Raw genomic sequence first — 13427 nt, 5'->3', positions numbered from 1 at the left:
GCACTACGTCGTGGGATGCTCCGGATCGCTGTGCCGGTCGGAGCCGCGGCGCAGGAGCGCGCGCTGCCGCAGCAGGCCGGAGATCACGAAGCTCAGCGCCAGCGAGCAGACGAGCGCCACCAGGTAGCTGTCCAGCAGCCACGACAGCAGCGGCAGGAGCCCGCCCAGGCACACGGCCGCCAGCAGCTGCTCCATGGGCGAACCGGCAGGCTGCGGCGTCTTCCCGGCGTTCATTCCTCCACCCTAGGGACCGCGTCCGGGGCCGCGGCGACCGACCCGCCCCGGGGGTGCCGCCGGGGGAACCGGGACCGCGTGGTCCCGGCCGCGGCCAGGATCCTCCTCGGGCGGGTCACGCGCTGCGGCCGAGCTCGCGCCCGATGGCCTGCGCCGCCTGCCGCACGACCGGCACGAGCGCCTGCATGCGCTCGGCGGGCATGTACGGCTGCGTGGCCGAGACGCTGATCGCCGCCACGACCGCGCCGCGGGCGTCGCGGACGGGAGCCGCGACGCAGCGGATCCCGGGTTCGTTCTCCTCCAGGTCCATGGTGCTGTCCTGACCGGCGTAGTCCTGCATCGTCCGGCGGAACGCGGCGAGCTCCTCCGGGGAGTGCGCCCCCGGGTGCTCCGCGGTGTACTGCTCCGCCCAGCGGTGCGGCTCGTCCAGGAGCAGGGACTTGCCGATGCCCGTGCGGGTCAGCGGCATCCGGTGCCCGATCCGCGAGCGCATCTCGGCTCCCCGCGATCCGGGGATCTTGTCGAGGTAGAGCACCTGCCCGGCGTCCTCCACGGCCAGGTGCACGGTGTCCTGCACCGTGGCCGCCAGCCGCTCCAGGACCGGGCGGGCAAGGACCGGCAGGGGCTGCTGGTGCAGGGCGCGGAAGCCGTAGTCGATGAGCTGGGGCCCCAGCGTGTAGGAGGTGCCGTGGACCGTCCGGACGAAGCCTCGCAGCTCCAGCAGCTGGATCAGCCGGTGCGCCGTGCTGCGGCCGATGCCGGTGGCGTCCACGACGCCCCTCAGGTCGTGGGCGCCCTCCGCGACGGCGTGCAGGATGTCGAGGCCGCGGGCGAGCGTGAGGGTCCCCTGCGGGACGGGTGGCCGGGGCGGGCTGCTCTCGGAGGTCATGCTGGGAAGTCTAGGAGGGGAGCCGGACGTCTCACGGTCCCGAGTGGTGTTGCCGTGTCCCGTTATGTACGACGCTGTTCGACTTAGTGAGACGAGTGCAGCACACTCCAGATGTGCCCCAGCTCTCATCCGACCCCTCTGCACCCGCCCCTTGTGCACCCGGCCCGGACGGCTCCCGGCTCGTCGCGCTGGACTGGGGGACGACCTCGGCGCGGGCCTATCTGCTCGACAGCGCCGGCACCGTCCTCGACACCGCGCCGGCGGGCCGGGGCATCCTGGCCGTCACCGACGGGCTGACCACCGACCAGGAGCGCCGCGCGGCCTTCGAGGAGGAGTTCGAGCGGATGTGCGGGCGGTGGCTGGAGGCGCACCCGTCGGTCCCCGTGCTGGCCTCCGGCATGGTCGGCAGCAACCAGGGCTGGGCGGACGTGCCGTATCAGCGCCTGCCCCAGGACCTCGGCGCCCTCGCCGGGGCGCTGACGGAGATTCCCACCCGCCGTGGTCCCGTGCACGTGGTGCCGGGGCTGCTGGCGGACGGCGTGCTGCCCCAGGTGATGCGCGGGGAGGAGACCCAGATCCTGGGCGTGCTCGAGTCCGCCCACGGCGACACGGACACCGGCGAGCGCCGCGGGACGCTCGTGGTCCTGCCCGGCACCCACACCAAGTGGGTGCGCGTGGAGGAACGCCGCGTCCTCGATTTCCTCACCGTGATGACGGGCGAGGTCTACGGCCTGGTCACCCGGCACAGCATCCTGGGCCGGCTCGCCCGTCGGCCCGACGCGCCCGACCTGGGGGCCTTCGACCGCGGGGTCCGGACGTCGCTGGGCGCGGACCCCGACGGCGGGATCCTGGCCACCCTCTTCTCCGCCCGGACCCTGCCGCTAACCGGGCGCCTGGCCGCCGAGCAGGTGGACGACTACGTCTCCGGGCTGATGATCGGCGCCGAGGTGGCCTCCTGCGTGCGCGGCCGGCTGGCCTCCGGCGGCTCCCCCGGCGCCCGGCCGCCGGAGGTGCTGCTGTGCGGGGAGCCGGAGCTGTGCCGGCGCTACCAGCGCGCCCTGCACCAGCTCGGCGTCGACGCCCCGGTGGTCGGCGGCGACGTCGTCACCCACGGCCTGCGGAGCATCGCGCTCGCCGCCGGCCTTCTCGATCCCCCAGCGAAAGGAACGGCATGACGCACACCCCCACCGGCCTCGTCGCCATCCTGCGGGGCCTCACCCCGCAGGAGGCCCCCGAGGTCGGGGACCGGCTGTACGCGGCGGGCTTCCGCGCCCTCGAGGTCCCGCTGAACTCCCCCGACCCGTTGACCTCGGTCCGGGTGCTGCGCGAGAACCTCCCGCAGGACTGCGCCGTGGGCGCGGGCACCGTCCTGACGGTCGAGGAGGTCCGGGCCGCCCACGCCGCGGGGGCCGGCCTCGTCGTGTCCCCGGCCATGGACCCGGAGGTCATCGCCGAGACGGTCGGCCTCGGCATGCGCAGCTACCCCGGCGTGACCACTCCCACCGAGGCCTTCGCCGCGCTCCGGGCCGGCGCCCGGAGCCTCAAGCTCTTCCCCTCCGAGGCGGTCGGGATCGCCGGGATGACGGCCTGGCGGGCCGTGCTCCCGGCGGACGTCGAGTTCCTGCCCGTGGGCGGGGTCGACGCCGGGAACCTCCGGGACTGGGTGGCCGCCGGGGCCGGCGGGGCGGGCATCGGCTCGTCCCTCTACCGCCCCGGTGTGTCCGGGCCCGACCTGTCCGCCCGCGCCGAGGCCCTCGTCCGGGCCTGGCGCTCGGCGAGCGACCACCCCGAGAACTGAGCGAGGAGACACCATGAAGATCACCGGCGTGACGACCTACACCGTTCCCCCGCGGTGGCTGTTCCTGAAGATCGAGACCGACGAGGGCGTCGTGGGATGGGGCGAACCGGTCGTCGAGGGCCGGGCGGCGACCGTGGCCGCCGCCGTCGAGGAGCTCTCGGACCACCTGATCGGCCAGGACCCCCGCAACATCGAGGACCTGTGGACCGTGCTGTACCGCGGCGGGTTCTACCGCGGCGGGCCGATCCTGATGAGCGCCCTGGCCGGCATCGACCAGGCCCTGTGGGACATCAAGGGCAAGGCCCTCGGGGTGCCGGTGCACGAGCTGCTCGGCGGGAAGGTCCGCGACCGGATCCGCGTCTACTCCTGGATCGGCGGGGACCGCCCCACCGAGACCGCCGCCGCGGCCCGGGCCGCCGTCGAGCGCGGCTTCGGCGCGGTGAAGATGAACGGCACCGCGGAGCTGCAGTACGTCGACAGCTGGGACAAGATCGACCTCTGCCTGGAGAGCGTGCGGGCGGTGCGTGAGGCGGTGGGCCCGGACATCGGCATCGGGGTGGATTTCCACGGCCGCGTGCACAAGCCCATGGCCAAGGTGCTGCTGCGCGAGCTCGAGCCCTACAGGCTGATGTTCATCGAGGAGCCCGTCCTCAGCGAGAACGTCGACGGCTTCCTCGACCCCCTGCGCAGCACGTCCACGCCCATCGCCCTGGGCGAGCGGCTGTACTCCCGGTGGGACTTCAAGGACGTCCTGGCCTCCGGGGCCGTGGACATCATCCAGCCCGACCCCTCCCACTGCGGCGGCATCACCGAGGCCCGCAAGATCGCGCACATGGCCGAGGCCTACGACGTCGCCCTGGCCCTGCACTGCCCCCTGGGCCCCATCGCCCTCGCGGCGTGCCTGCAGATCGACGCCGGGTGCTACAACGCCTTCATCCAGGAGCAGAGCCTGGGCATCCACTACAACGAGAGCAACGACCTGCTGGACTACCTGGCCGACCCGTCGGTCTTCGACTACGAGGACGGCATGGTCCGCATCCCCGGCGGGCCCGGGCTGGGCATCGAGGTCAACGAGGACTACGTCCTGGAACGGGCCCGCGAGGGCCACCGCTGGCGCAACCCGGTCTGGCGCCACGCCGACGGCTCCTTCGCGGAGTGGTGAGCCGCCGGCCACGGAGCTAACGACACGGCAGTGCCTGCCGGCCGGTGCCGTCCCGGACCCGGTGGCGGCCCTACCGCACGTGCTCCCGCAGGAACGCGACCGCGCGCCCCCAGGCCGACCGGGCCTCGTCGGGCCGGTAGTTGCGCCGGTTCTCGTCGTTGTGGAAGGCGTGCGGGGCGTCGTAGTAGTGGAACTCCACGACCGGGGCCCCGGACTCCCGGCGGATCTGCTCCTCCAGGGTCTCGGCCTTCTCGACCGGGTAGGACCTGTCCTGCCGGCCGTAGTGGCCCTGCACGGTCGCGCGCAGTCCCTGGTAGGCGTCCGGCAGCCCCTGGCCGACGCCGTAGAACGGCACTGCGGCGCCGATCCGCTCGCCCTGGTCCGCGGCGAGCGCCAGGACGAACCCGCCGCCCATGCAGAAGCCGATGGTGCCCAGGGTGGTGCTCGTGACGACCTCGTGGCCCAGCAGGAAGTCCACTGCTCCGCCGAGCAGGCGGGCGCCCTCCTCCTCGGGCAGCCGTGCCATCATCGCGGCGGCCTCGTCCGCGTCGTGGGTGATGGACCCGCCGTAGAGGTCCGGGGCCAGGGCGACGAAGCCCTCCGCCGCGAGCCGGTCGGCCACGTCGCGGATGTGGTCCGTCAGCCCCCACCACTCCTGGACCACGATGACGCCGGGGCCGCGGCCGGCCTCCGGCAGGGCCAGGTAGCCGTGGGCCTGCTCCCCGGCCGAGGGGAAGGTGACGTTCTGGTGCGGGGTCTGCTCCACGGGGGTGCTCCTTCGTCGGGGGTCGGGCCCGGCCAGTGTAGGCAGGCGGCCCGTCATGTTCGGACGGGAAAGCCGTCATTCTCGTTTGCTTTCGTACACTTCAGTACGGTCGGTGGGGCCGGGTCGATCGAGCACTGGAGTCGGGGAAGATGCGCGAGCACGGTGGCACCACGCCGCACCGGTGTCCCCGGCGACGGAGCCGGGTGCGGCGGACGAGCCCGGCGGCGGGAATCGTGCTGCTGGTCCTGCTCTGGTTCACCCCCGGCCTCGTCGACCGCTACGCCCTGCCCGTCCTCCTCCCGCACCTGCCGAACGCCTCCGCGCCGCCGCCGGGGGTGGAGGCCTCCCGGGCCCCGCTGGGCGCCCCGCCGGTCGTCGCGGACGTGGGCGGCTACCGCTTCATGGACTCGCCCGACCCGGAGCAGGAGATGGTCGCCTACGACCCCTGCCGGCCGGTGCACTGGGTCGTGCGCCCGGACGGCGCTCCGCCCGGAGGGCAGCAGCTCGTGGAGGAGGCCGTGGCCGAGATCTCCGCGGCCACGGGCCTGCAGTTCGTCTACGACGGCACGACGACGGAGGGCCCCGACGCCCAGCGGAAGCCCTATCAGCCCGATCGGTACGGCCTGCGGTGGGCGCCGGTGCTGATCGCCTGGTCGGACCCGGACGAGGTCCCGGAGCTGGCCGGCGACGTCGTGGGCCTCGGCGGCAGCACGCCCCGGGGTGCCCCCGGGCAGCCGCTCGTCTACGTCACGGGACAGGTCACCCTCGACGCCCCGGGCCTGACGCCGATCCTGCAGGCGCCCGGCGGCGCCCACCACGTCCGCGCGACCGTCGTGCACGAACTGGCGCACGTGGTCGGGCTCGCCCACGTGGACGATCCCGCCCAGGTGATGCACCCGGCGGGTGAGGCCACCACGCTCGCCGCCGGGGACCGGGCCGGCCTCGCCGAGCTCGGCACCGGCCAGTGCGTCCCGCAGCTGTGAGCGGCCGGGCCCCGCGCGCCCGGTCCGCGGTTCGGGCGTGGAGGGCCTCGTCCGCGGCGGCACGGTGAACACCCGCCGCTGTCACATTCAGTCTCATGTTCCCTGGACGCCACCGGGCGGACACCGCCCGGACGTACGTTCTGCGCATGCGCACCGTCTCATCAGCCGCGATGGCCGCGGCCATCTTCCTGACCACGTTCACCGGCGCGGCCGCCCACGAGGGGCGGACGGACCACCGGCCGGCCTCCGTGCCCGTCCTGGAGCAGCGGGCCACGCTCTCCGCCGACCATCTCGCCGAGGGCCCGCCGTCCGGCGCCGAGGCCACGCCCGCCAACGGGCGCACCGGGCCCTTCGACGGTCAGGTGATCCCCGGCTTCTCCGCCATGGTCGACAACGGCGACGGCACCTTCTGGGCCATGCCGGACAACGGGTTCGGCAACCGGCAGAACTCCGGCGACTTCCTCCTGCGGCTCTACCTCATCGCCCCGCAGTGGGAGACCGCCGAGGGCGGGGCCGGGGAGATCGAGGTGCTGGAGACCGTCTCCCTGCGGGACCCGCACCACCGCGTCCCCTTCCCGGTCGTCAACGAGGACACCGAGGAGCGCCTGCTCACGGGCAACGACTTCGACATCGAGTCGGTGGTCCGTCAGCCCGACGGCAGCTTCTGGATCGGCGAGGAGTTCGGGCCCTTCCTGCTCCACGTGGACGCGGACGGGGTCGTGCTCGAGGAGCCCGTTCCGCTGGCCGACGTCCGCGAGGGCGGCAGCGGCGAGCTGAGGTCCCCGCAGAACCCGTACCTGGCGGCCGGAGAGCGGCCCGACCTCGGCGCCAGCAAGGGCTTCGAGGCCATGGCGGCCTCGAAGGACGGCCGCCACCTCTACCCGGTCCTGGAGGGCGCGGTCGTCGGCGACGACGACCAGCGCCGCCGCTGGATCTTCGAGTTCGACGCCGAGCGCCGGGAGTACACCGGGCGCACCTGGGCCTACGAGACGGACACGGACGCCAACCTCGTCGGCGATGCGTTCATGACGAAGAAGAACCGCCTGATCATCCTGGAGCGCGACGACTTCGACGGCCCCGAGGCCGTGACCAAGCGGATCTACGCGATCGACCTGCGCCGCACGGACGACGCCGGGCACCTGGAGAAGGAGCTCGTGGTCGACCTGCTCGGCATCGCCAACCCGGCCGGCATCGGCGCGGAGACGTCCCCCGGGGCCTACGGCGTGGACGAGCAGTTCTCCTTCCCCTTCCAGTCCGTCGAGGTGCTCCTGCAGCTGCAGGACGGCCGCCTGCTGATCGGCAACGACAACAACTATCCCGGCAACGACGCGCGCCACCCGGGCACCCCGGACGACACCGAGCTGATCGTGCTCGGCCAGGACCGCATCCGCCCCGGCGCCGGCGCGGACGCCGAGGTGATCGGGCACCGCGGCGCCTCGGGCCACCGGCCCGAGCACACGCTGGCCGCCTACCAGCTGGCCGCCGCCCAGTGCGCCGACTACATCGAGCCGGACCTCGTGCCCACGAAGGACGGTGAGCTGGTGGCCCGCCACGAGAACGAGATCGGCGGGACCACGGACGTCGAGGACCGCCCGGAGTTCGCCGACCGGCGCACCACCAAGACGGTGGACGGCACCGAGTACACCGGTTGGTTCACCGAGGACTTCACCCTGGCCGAGCTGCGCACGCTGCGGGCGGAGGAGCGCATCCCGGACACGCGCCCGGCCAACACCGCGTTCGACGGCCTCTACCCGATCCCGACCTTCGAGGAGGTCGTCGACTTCGCCCGCCGCTCCCGCACGTGCGACGGTCAGCCCCTGGGGATCGCCCCGGAGCTCAAGCACCCGACGTACTTCGACTCCATCGGGCTCTCCATGGAGGAGCCGGTCGTCGAGATCCTGGAGGTCAACGACCACGGCGACCGGAAGGACCCGGTGGTGCTCCAGAGCTTCGAGACGGCCAACCTGCGCGAGCTCGACGAGCTGACCGACGTCCGGCTCGCCCAGCTGGCCAACTGCACGGGTGCTCCGTACGACCTCGTCGCCGCCGGGGACCCCCGCACCTACGCGGACCTCACCACACGGGACGGGCTGCGGGAGATCGCCTCCTACGCCGACGTCCTCGGCGCCTGCAAGGACCTCATGATCCCGCGCGAGGCCGACGGGACCCTCGGTGAGCCGACGGCGGTGATCGCCGACGCCCATGCCGCCGGGCTCGAGGTCCACGGATGGACCTTCCGCGCGGAGAACACCTTCCTCCCGGCCGAGTACCGCTCGAGCGCCGACCCGGCCGAGCACGGCGACCTGATCGGTGAGATCCGCACGTTCCTCGAGGCGGGCATGGACGGCCTCTTCTCCGACCACCCGGATCTGGCGGTCGCGGCGGTGGACGAGCGGGGCTGAGCGGCCGACCGCCGATCGAAGGGCCCGGAGGGGCTGCCCGGCACGGCCCGGGCGGCCCCTCCGGGCTGTGCCGTCGGCGTGCTGAGGAGGGAGAATGGGTCTCCATCCGCGTCCGGTGAGGGCGCACCCCGTTCCCAGGAGATCCATGCAGCACGCGCACGACCCCTCGGCCCGCCGGGCCGGCCGGCACCCGGGCCGCTGGGCGGTGGCGGTCCCGCTCGCCCTCGTCCTGCTGAGCGGGTGCACCGACCCGGCCCGGACCGCCGTGGACGCCTCCCCGGCCGGACAGGCCCTCGAGGCGCTGCCCGTCGAGGAGGCCGGCAGCGGTGACGACTACGACCGGCTCGCGCAGTTCGGGGACTGGGCCGATCCGGACGGCAACGGCTGCGACGCCCGCAACGACGTCCTGGCCCGGGACCTGACCGGTGTGGTGCTCGGCGACGACGGGTGCACCGTCCTGTCCGGGACGCTGGAGGACCCCTACACGGGGGCGACGATCGACTTCCGCCGCGGGCCCCTGACCTCCGCCGACGTGCAGATCGACCACGTGGTGGCGCTCAAGAACGCGTGGGTCACCGGGGCGGACCGGCTCGGCGCGGACGAGCGTCAGGCGCTGGCCAACGACCCGCTGAACCTGCTGGCCGTGGACGGGCCCACCAACGGGGAGAAGTCCGCCTCGGACGCCGCCTCATGGCTGCCGCCGAACGAGTCGTTCCGCTGCCCGTACGTGGCCCTCCAGATCGCGGTGAAGACCCGCTACGAACTCTTCGTCACCGCCGAGGAGAAGGCGGCCATGGCCGAGGTCCTGGCCGGGTGCCCCGAGCAGGACCTGCCCGGCGACGCCCCCGCGGCCCGGGCCGATCGGCCCTCCCCCGCACCGTCCACCCCCGACGAGGTGTACTACCCGGACTGCGACGCCGTGCGCGAGGCCGGCGCCGCACCGCTGCGCGCGGACGAGCCCGGCTACCGGCCGGCGCTGGACCGCGGCGGGGAGCCGGGCGTGGCCTGCGAGGACTAGGGTCACGTCCCGCGCAGGAGCCGGTTGTCGTCGGTCACCACGTACGGGAAGCCGTCAGCGTCGACACTGACCTTCACGGCGCCGCCGGGTGCGGATGCCCAGCCCTCGCCGTTCCACGTGGCGATGCTGTGGCCCCCGTCTACCGAAGCCGTTCCGACGATCCAGATTGCTCCGTTGGCGCCCACTCCGATGTCCCGGGCCTCTCCCGGTTGCTGCTCCCACTCGGAGCCGTTCCAGCGGGAGATGCGGTTGTTCTCGTCGATGGTCCACGGCTCGCTCTGGTGTCCCACCGCGGCATCGCCCTGGGTGGCGACATCGATGGCGACGGCGCCACCGGGTGCTTGCTCCCAGCTCGTCTCGGTCCATCGGTAGATCCCGTAGCCGCCCGGCGCCGGGTCGGTGCCGACGATCCAGACCGAGCCGTCGACACCGATGCCGATGTCGCGGGCGCGCCCCGGTCGTTCGATCCAGTCCTTACCGTTCCACTCGAAGATGCGGCCTTCGGAGTCGACGATCCACGGGTACCCGCTCGGGGCCACGTCGATGGCAGCGGCCTCCCGTCCGAGGGCCTCCCACTCGCTGCCGTTCCACCAGTTGACCTCAGGGCCACCGGGCCAGCTTCCCTCGCTGAGTGCCCAGACCGCCTGGTCCTCACCGGTGCCGCCGATACCGACCTCCCTGATCTCACCGGGAAGCTCCGTCCACCCCACCTCGATGGACTCCGGAGGCGGCGACAGCACCTGGTCTGCAGGCGGTGACTGGGCGGGGGTCGCCTGCGCCTCAGCAGGCGCCGGCCCGTCCGACGGCTCGACCGCGCGCGTGTCCGGCGCACACGCCGTCAGGGTGATCGCCAACAGGAGGGCTGGGTACAGGCCGGTCCGGGTGCGGGACACGGATGTGGGTTTCTGCATCGGCGTGATGTTCTCCTTGGTACCTGCTGCGCTGGGGTGCACGGCGCGCATGACTTCCGGGGTCCGAGCGCCGACAGACCCTTCCGGGGCCGGTGGCGTCTCGGGCGGTGATGTGCGGCTCAGCACCGCGTGTCCACGACCTTGACCCCGTTGGACGTGAGGTCGACCAGGGCCGAGGTGGTGTTGTTCCCCGTGTCGGTCTCCGCCAGGAGTCCGCGCGGGTCAGCGGTGGCTTCCAGGCAGTAGCGTCCTGGGAGGGACAGCCCGGTCAGGTCGATCCACTGGCCCCACACGTCGAACGAGTACGGGTCGCCCCAACCGACCGATATGCCCTGTGTCACCGAGCGGGTCTCGGTCAGGCCCTCCTCACAGCCGTCGTAGACAGCCGGTTCGGCGGCTTCGCCCGAGGAGGCGCCGGGCAGGCGCTCGTCGTCGATGAGGCAGAAGCCCTCCTTGTGGGCGACCCGCGGATGCTCCTCGCCGGGGACCCGCAGGCTGTACTCGGCAGCGTGCTGCAGGTGCCAGTGGCTGTGGTTGTCATCCACCGCATAAGTCATGACCGCTTCGGTCGGGACGGATTCACGGCCACCGCCCCGCTGGTCGATGCGCTGGACGACGGACATCTTCTCTGTCGAGGTGCTGGTCCTGCTGCCCACGAGTTCGAGGGCCCCGTCACCGCGGTTGGCGATGACAGCGGTGAACCGCAGGACGCGACGGCCCTCGAGGATCTGGACGCGATGGTCGCTCAACGGCTCCATCTGCAGGTCGGGCAGCCGGTCCTCCGGCCCCGCGACACGGTGCGGCGCTGCGCCGTGATCCGCGGTCGCCGGCGCTGTCGCGCCCAGCAGCACGCCGGTGGCAACGATGGCAGCCGTGGCAGCCGTGGCAGCTGTGGCGAGCACAGCCCGAGAAGTCCCCAACACTTGGTATCCCCCTACGCGGTTGGATTCGCACCGCTCCGGCGCAGCCCACGGCCGTTCGCACGGTGGCGCTTCCGGTTCAGATGTCCCCCGGTCGCCGCGAGGAACGCGGCGGACGTGAGGCTCACTATGCATTTGTGAACGCGCAGCCGTCAATCCATGACGCCGGGCAACGACGGGGGGTTCTGCTCCGGACGGTGAGGGCTCGAAGTGCTCCGGGGAGTCCCCCTACCGGCTCTTGTCGGCCGCGGGCTCCTGCGGCGCGCCCTCCTCGGACACGGGCTCCTGCGGTCCGGCTGCCGGATCCGAGGCCGCCGGCTCGGAGGGTGTGGTTCCCTGCGCCGCGGCGGCGGCCCAGGAGGCGCCCGGCTGCCGCGGCACCCCGGCCGCGAACGCCTTCCGGACGGCGGCGGCCTGCTCCTCCCGGCTCGCGTGCTCGGCGGCGGCGATCACGGTCACGAACGCCTTGGTGTCGTGGACCAGGTCGGTGATCGTCTCGGGCGAGTCGACCGCCCAGCCGTAGGCCGTCGCGTAGTCCACGGGGCGCCCGCCGGAGGTCACGGTGCCCTGGTCGTCGATCTCCACGCTCATGCTCGTGCGTCCTCCTGTGCTGGTGACCGCCCCGGAAGGGCCGGATCTGAGGCGAGGGTATCCCAGGCCGGGGCGGTCCGTGCTGACATCCTGTCGTCGGGCGTTGTCAGATCCGCTCCCTAGACTGGACCGGTGCAGGCCTGGATGGAGTCCCTCCCCCTCGGTGCCGCGATCCTGTTCTTCTGGGCCGTGGGCATCGTGCGCACTACGGCCGTCTTCGCCCTGGGCCGCGCCGCGGCCACCGGCGGCAGCCGGCGCTCCGACCGTGTCCGCCGGCTGATGGACACCGCCCTCTACCGGCGGGCCCAGCGGCTCGTGCACCGCTGGGGCGTGCTGGCCGTGCCCGCCTGCTTCCTCACCGTGGGCCTGCAGACCGCCGTCATCCTCACCACCGCCGTCACCGGCATGCCCCTGCGCCGCTGGATCCCCGCGATGCTGGTGGGCACGCTCATCTGGGGCACCATCTACGGGACGGTCGGGATGGCCGTGGTCTGGGCCTGGCTGCGGGAGCCGTGGGCGGTCGTGCTCGTCGTCGCCCTGTTGACCCTGCTGGCCGCCGCCCGCGCGGCCCACGTCCGCTGCAGCGCCCGGCGCACCGCGGACCGGTAGACGTCTCGCCGGCACATTTCATCAGCACACTTGCTGTCGCGCGCGGCGACTCTCTACGGTGGATCCACACCCACCGACAGGAGCACCGATCATGCAGCTCAAGCCCATCGCGGACCAGGTCGTCGTCGTCCTGGGCGCCTCCAGCGGCATCGGCCGCGCGTCCGCCCTGCGCCTGGCCGAGAAAGGGGCAGCGCTCGTCGTGGCGGCCCGCAGCGAGCCCGGCCTGCAGTCTCTCGTCCAGGAGATCACCGACCGCGGCGGCCGGGCCACCTACGTGGTGTGCGACGTCGTCGACCCCGACCAGGTCCAGGCCGTCGCCGAGGCTGCGGTGTCCGCCTACGGGCGGATCGACACCTGGGTCAACGTCGCGGCCGTGCTCGTGCACGCCCCCTTCGAGCAGACCCTGCCCGAGGAGTTCCGCCGCCTCATGGAGATCAACTACCTCGGCCAGGTGCACGGCGCCCTGGCCGCGCTGCCGCGCCTGCGCGCGACCGGCGGCGGCGCCCTGATCACCGTCTCCTCCGTGGAGAGCCGGGTCGCCCTGCCCCGGCACAGCGCCTACGCCGCCTCCAAGCACGCGGTGGAGGGCATGACCGACGCCCTCCGGCGGGACCTGATGGCCGAGGGCGCGCCGATCTCGGTCACCAGCATCAAGCCGGCCACCATCAACACCCCGTTCTTCACCAGCGCGGCCCACACCCTGGACGTGGAGCCCACCGGCCCGCCGCCGGTCTACCAGCCCTCCGTGGTGGCCGACTGCGTGCTCTACGCCGCCGAGCACCCGGTGCGGGACCTCTACGCCGGCGGGGCGGGGCGGGTCATGTCCGCCGTCCAGGCCCTCGCGCCGCGGCTGATGGACGCGGCGCTGTCCCGGGCCGTGCCGCTGGAGGCCACCTCGACGCCCGCCCCGGGCGGCGCTCCCGGCACCCTGTACGCCCCGCGGGAGGACGACAACCGCGCCGAGGGGGACTTCGGCTCCCGCGCGCGGGGCTTCAGCGCCTACACCTGGCTGCAGACCCACCCCCGGGCCAAGCCCCTGCTGGCCGGCGCGGCCCTCGCCACGGTCGCCCTCGTCCTCGACCGCCGGGACGGCCGCTGATCCTCGCACGGAACCGCGCCCGTTCCCGTGCCGGGGAGCGTGCCG

Annotated in this window: 14 protein-coding genes; 8 read left to right on the top strand and 6 right to left on the bottom strand. The window is 73.3% G+C overall.

Annotated elements, in window-relative coordinates; all coding sequences use genetic code 11:
* Window positions 1-3 precede the first annotated feature (3 nt).
* On the bottom strand, window positions 4-234 hold the full coding sequence (locus tag AYX06_RS11355) for a hypothetical protein (RefSeq protein WP_147017775.1): 231 nt from the start codon (window positions 232-234) through the stop codon (window positions 4-6).
* 115 nt (window positions 235-349) lie between these two features.
* Window positions 350-1123, bottom strand: coding sequence for an IclR family transcriptional regulator (locus AYX06_RS11350; protein WP_062735855.1), 774 nt, complete (start codon window positions 1121-1123; stop codon window positions 350-352).
* Window positions 1124-1236: 113 nt separating this feature from the next.
* Between AYX06_RS11350 and AYX06_RS11345 the strand changes: the two genes are divergently transcribed.
* From AYX06_RS11345 to dgoD, 3 genes are read left to right on the top strand one after another with little or no spacing between them, the layout of a single operon-like run.
* Window positions 1237-2298, top strand: coding sequence for a 2-dehydro-3-deoxygalactonokinase (locus AYX06_RS11345; protein WP_062735854.1), 1062 nt, complete (start codon window positions 1237-1239; stop codon window positions 2296-2298).
* Entirely contained in the window at window positions 2295-2921 is a 627-nt protein-coding gene (locus AYX06_RS11340; protein ID WP_062735853.1) for a 2-dehydro-3-deoxy-6-phosphogalactonate aldolase, read from the top strand. Before AYX06_RS11345 ends, AYX06_RS11340 begins: the two co-directional genes overlap by 4 nt.
* A gap of 13 nt (window positions 2922-2934) precedes the next feature.
* Window positions 2935-4083, top strand: a complete 1149-nt coding sequence (gene dgoD / locus AYX06_RS11335; RefSeq protein WP_062735852.1) for a galactonate dehydratase — start codon at window positions 2935-2937, stop codon at window positions 4081-4083.
* 70 nt (window positions 4084-4153) lie between these two features.
* On the opposite strand, the gene AYX06_RS11330 is transcribed toward dgoD, so the two are convergent.
* A complete protein-coding gene (locus AYX06_RS11330) occupies window positions 4154-4849 on the bottom strand; it encodes a dienelactone hydrolase family protein (protein WP_062735851.1) in 696 nt (231 codons plus the stop codon).
* A 203-nt stretch (window positions 4850-5052) separates the two neighbouring features.
* Here AYX06_RS11330 and AYX06_RS11325 point away from each other — a divergent pair, with 203 nt between their 5' ends.
* The 3 genes from AYX06_RS11325 to AYX06_RS11315 all read left to right on the top strand — a co-directional run bounded on the left by AYX06_RS11325 (window position 5053) and on the right by AYX06_RS11315 (window position 9252).
* Window positions 5053-5832, top strand: coding sequence for a hypothetical protein (locus AYX06_RS11325; protein ID WP_062735850.1), 780 nt, complete (start codon window positions 5053-5055; stop codon window positions 5830-5832).
* A 146-nt stretch (window positions 5833-5978) separates the two neighbouring features.
* Window positions 5979-8234, top strand: a complete 2256-nt coding sequence (locus AYX06_RS11320) for an esterase-like activity of phytase family protein (protein WP_062735849.1) — start codon at window positions 5979-5981, stop codon at window positions 8232-8234.
* Between the two features lie 145 nt (window positions 8235-8379).
* Window positions 8380-9252 (top strand): GmrSD restriction endonuclease domain-containing protein, encoded by an 873-nt coding sequence (locus AYX06_RS11315; protein WP_062735848.1) that lies wholly within the window; start codon window positions 8380-8382, stop codon window positions 9250-9252.
* A gap of 2 nt (window positions 9253-9254) precedes the next feature.
* Here the strand turns inward: AYX06_RS11315 and AYX06_RS11310 are convergent, their stop codons facing one another.
* From AYX06_RS11310 to AYX06_RS11300, 3 genes are all read right to left on the bottom strand, one after another.
* Entirely contained in the window at window positions 9255-10214 is a 960-nt protein-coding gene (locus AYX06_RS11310; RefSeq protein ID WP_147017773.1) for a tectonin domain-containing protein, read from the bottom strand.
* 68 nt (window positions 10215-10282) lie between these two features.
* Window positions 10283-11065: a lysyl oxidase family protein gene (locus AYX06_RS11305; RefSeq protein WP_062735846.1), complete on the bottom strand. Its 783-nt coding sequence runs from the start codon at window positions 11063-11065 to the stop codon at window positions 10283-10285.
* A 246-nt stretch (window positions 11066-11311) separates the two neighbouring features.
* Entirely contained in the window at window positions 11312-11674 is a 363-nt protein-coding gene (locus tag AYX06_RS11300; RefSeq protein WP_062735845.1) for a hypothetical protein, read from the bottom strand.
* A 132-nt stretch (window positions 11675-11806) separates the two neighbouring features.
* Between AYX06_RS11300 and AYX06_RS11295 the strand changes: the two genes are divergently transcribed.
* Both AYX06_RS11295 and AYX06_RS11290 read left to right on the top strand, forming a co-directional pair.
* The gene (locus AYX06_RS11295) at window positions 11807-12283 is read left to right on the top strand and encodes a DedA family protein (RefSeq protein WP_062735844.1); all 477 of its coding nucleotides are present in this window, start codon (window positions 11807-11809) and stop codon (window positions 12281-12283) included.
* 91 nt (window positions 12284-12374) lie between these two features.
* Window positions 12375-13382 carry an SDR family oxidoreductase gene (locus tag AYX06_RS11290; RefSeq protein ID WP_062735843.1) on the top strand — a complete coding sequence of 336 codons (1008 nt, stop codon included), beginning with the start codon at window positions 12375-12377 and terminating at the stop codon, window positions 13380-13382.
* The last annotated feature ends 45 nt before the right edge of the window (window positions 13383-13427 follow it).

Origin of the sequence: Kocuria turfanensis (genome assembly GCF_001580365.1) — a bacterium.
GTDB classification, from domain to species: domain Bacteria; phylum Actinomycetota; class Actinomycetes; order Actinomycetales; family Micrococcaceae; genus Kocuria; species Kocuria turfanensis.
Note: the sequence above shows the minus strand (reverse complement) of the source record. Positions and strands in the feature narration are given on the sequence as shown.

Bases quoted from the DNA above. Each gene is read 5' to 3' on its own strand.
- AYX06_RS11355 (WP_147017775.1), bottom strand. From the start codon at position 234: ATGAACGCCGGGAAGACGCCGCAGCCTGCCGGTTCGCCCATGGAGCAG.
- AYX06_RS11350 (WP_062735855.1), bottom strand. From the start codon at position 1,123: ATGACCTCCGAGAGCAGCCCGCCCCGGCCACCCGTCCCGCAGGGGACC.
- AYX06_RS11340 (WP_062735853.1), top strand. From the start codon at position 2,295: ATGACGCACACCCCCACCGGCCTCGTCGCCATCCTGCGGGGCCTCACC.
- dgoD (WP_062735852.1), top strand. From the start codon at position 2,935: ATGAAGATCACCGGCGTGACGACCTACACCGTTCCCCCGCGGTGGCTG.
- AYX06_RS11320 (WP_062735849.1), top strand. From the start codon at position 5,979: ATGCGCACCGTCTCATCAGCCGCGATGGCCGCGGCCATCTTCCTGACC.
- AYX06_RS11315 (WP_062735848.1), top strand. From the start codon at position 8,380: ATGCAGCACGCGCACGACCCCTCGGCCCGCCGGGCCGGCCGGCACCCG.
- AYX06_RS11310 (WP_147017773.1), bottom strand. From the start codon at position 10,214: ATGCGCGCCGTGCACCCCAGCGCAGCAGGTACCAAGGAGAACATCACG.
- AYX06_RS11300 (WP_062735845.1), bottom strand. From the start codon at position 11,674: ATGAGCGTGGAGATCGACGACCAGGGCACCGTGACCTCCGGCGGGCGC.
- AYX06_RS11290 (WP_062735843.1), top strand. From the start codon at position 12,375: ATGCAGCTCAAGCCCATCGCGGACCAGGTCGTCGTCGTCCTGGGCGCC.